1 protein-coding gene is annotated in these 954 nt (G+C 63.7%); it reads left to right on the top strand.

The genetic code is table 11. The annotated features are described in order from the left end of the window. Positions 1–954 (top strand): outer membrane protein assembly factor BamA (gene bamA / locus AC1DY5_RS57070; protein ID WP_478122947.1); only part of this gene is annotated, 954 nt, incomplete at both ends.

Here is a 954-nt window from a genome sequence, read left to right as displayed (position 1 = left end):
GAAGTGATCCGGCGCGAGTTCCGCCAGTACGAAGCCTCCTGGTACGACGGCGACAAGATCAAGCTGTCGCGCGAGCGGGTCGACCGCCTGGGCTTCTTCAAGGAAGTCACGGTCGACACGCAGGAAGTGCCGGGCGTGCCCGACCAGGTCGACCTGACAATTGAGGTGACCGAGAAGCCGACCGGTTCTCTGCAGCTGGGCGCCGGCTTCTCGAGCGCCGACAAGGTCAGCCTGACCTTCGGCATCTCGCAGGAGAACGTGTTCGGCTCGGGCAACTACCTCGGCGTCCAGGTCAACACCAGCAAGTACAACCGCACGCTGTCGCTGGTCACCACCGATCCCTACTTCACGAAGGAAGGGATCTCGCGCAGCTTCAGCCTCTACACCACGACCACCCAGCCCTATTACGCCAACATCGACGGTAACTACAGGCTGACCAACGAAGGCGGGTCGATCCGTTTCGGCGTGCCGTTCAGCGAGCGCGACACGGTGTTCTTCGGCGCCGGCGTGGAGCGTTATCGCTTCGACCCCGGGACCTCCCTTGCCGGCTACGTGCCGAACTCCTACCAGACCTATTTCGGCTGCCTCACCGGACCGAACAACCTCCTGCTGTTTTGCAACAACCCGAGCGTCTCGGGCGTCCCGTTGACCATCGGCTGGGCCCGCGACGACCGCGACAGCGCGCTGGTGCCGACCAGCGGCATCCTGCAGCGCGCCAACCTCGAGGTCGGCGTTGGCGGGGACATGAAGTACTACAAGGCCGCCTACCAGTACCAGCAGTTCTTCCCGCTCAGCAAGCAGTACACCTTCGCGATCAATGGCGATTTGGGCTACGCCGGGGCGTACAGCGGCCAAGTCTACCCGATCTTCAAGAACTTCTACGCCGGCGGCCTGGGTTCGGTTCGCGGCTTCGAGCAGAACTCGCTCGGCCCGCGTGACATCCCGCTGTTCGGC

The organism is Variovorax sp. P4_D9 (genome assembly GCF_056401695.1).
The sequence above is the reverse complement of the archived record's forward strand: the minus strand, read 5'-3'. Positions and strand labels throughout refer to the sequence as shown.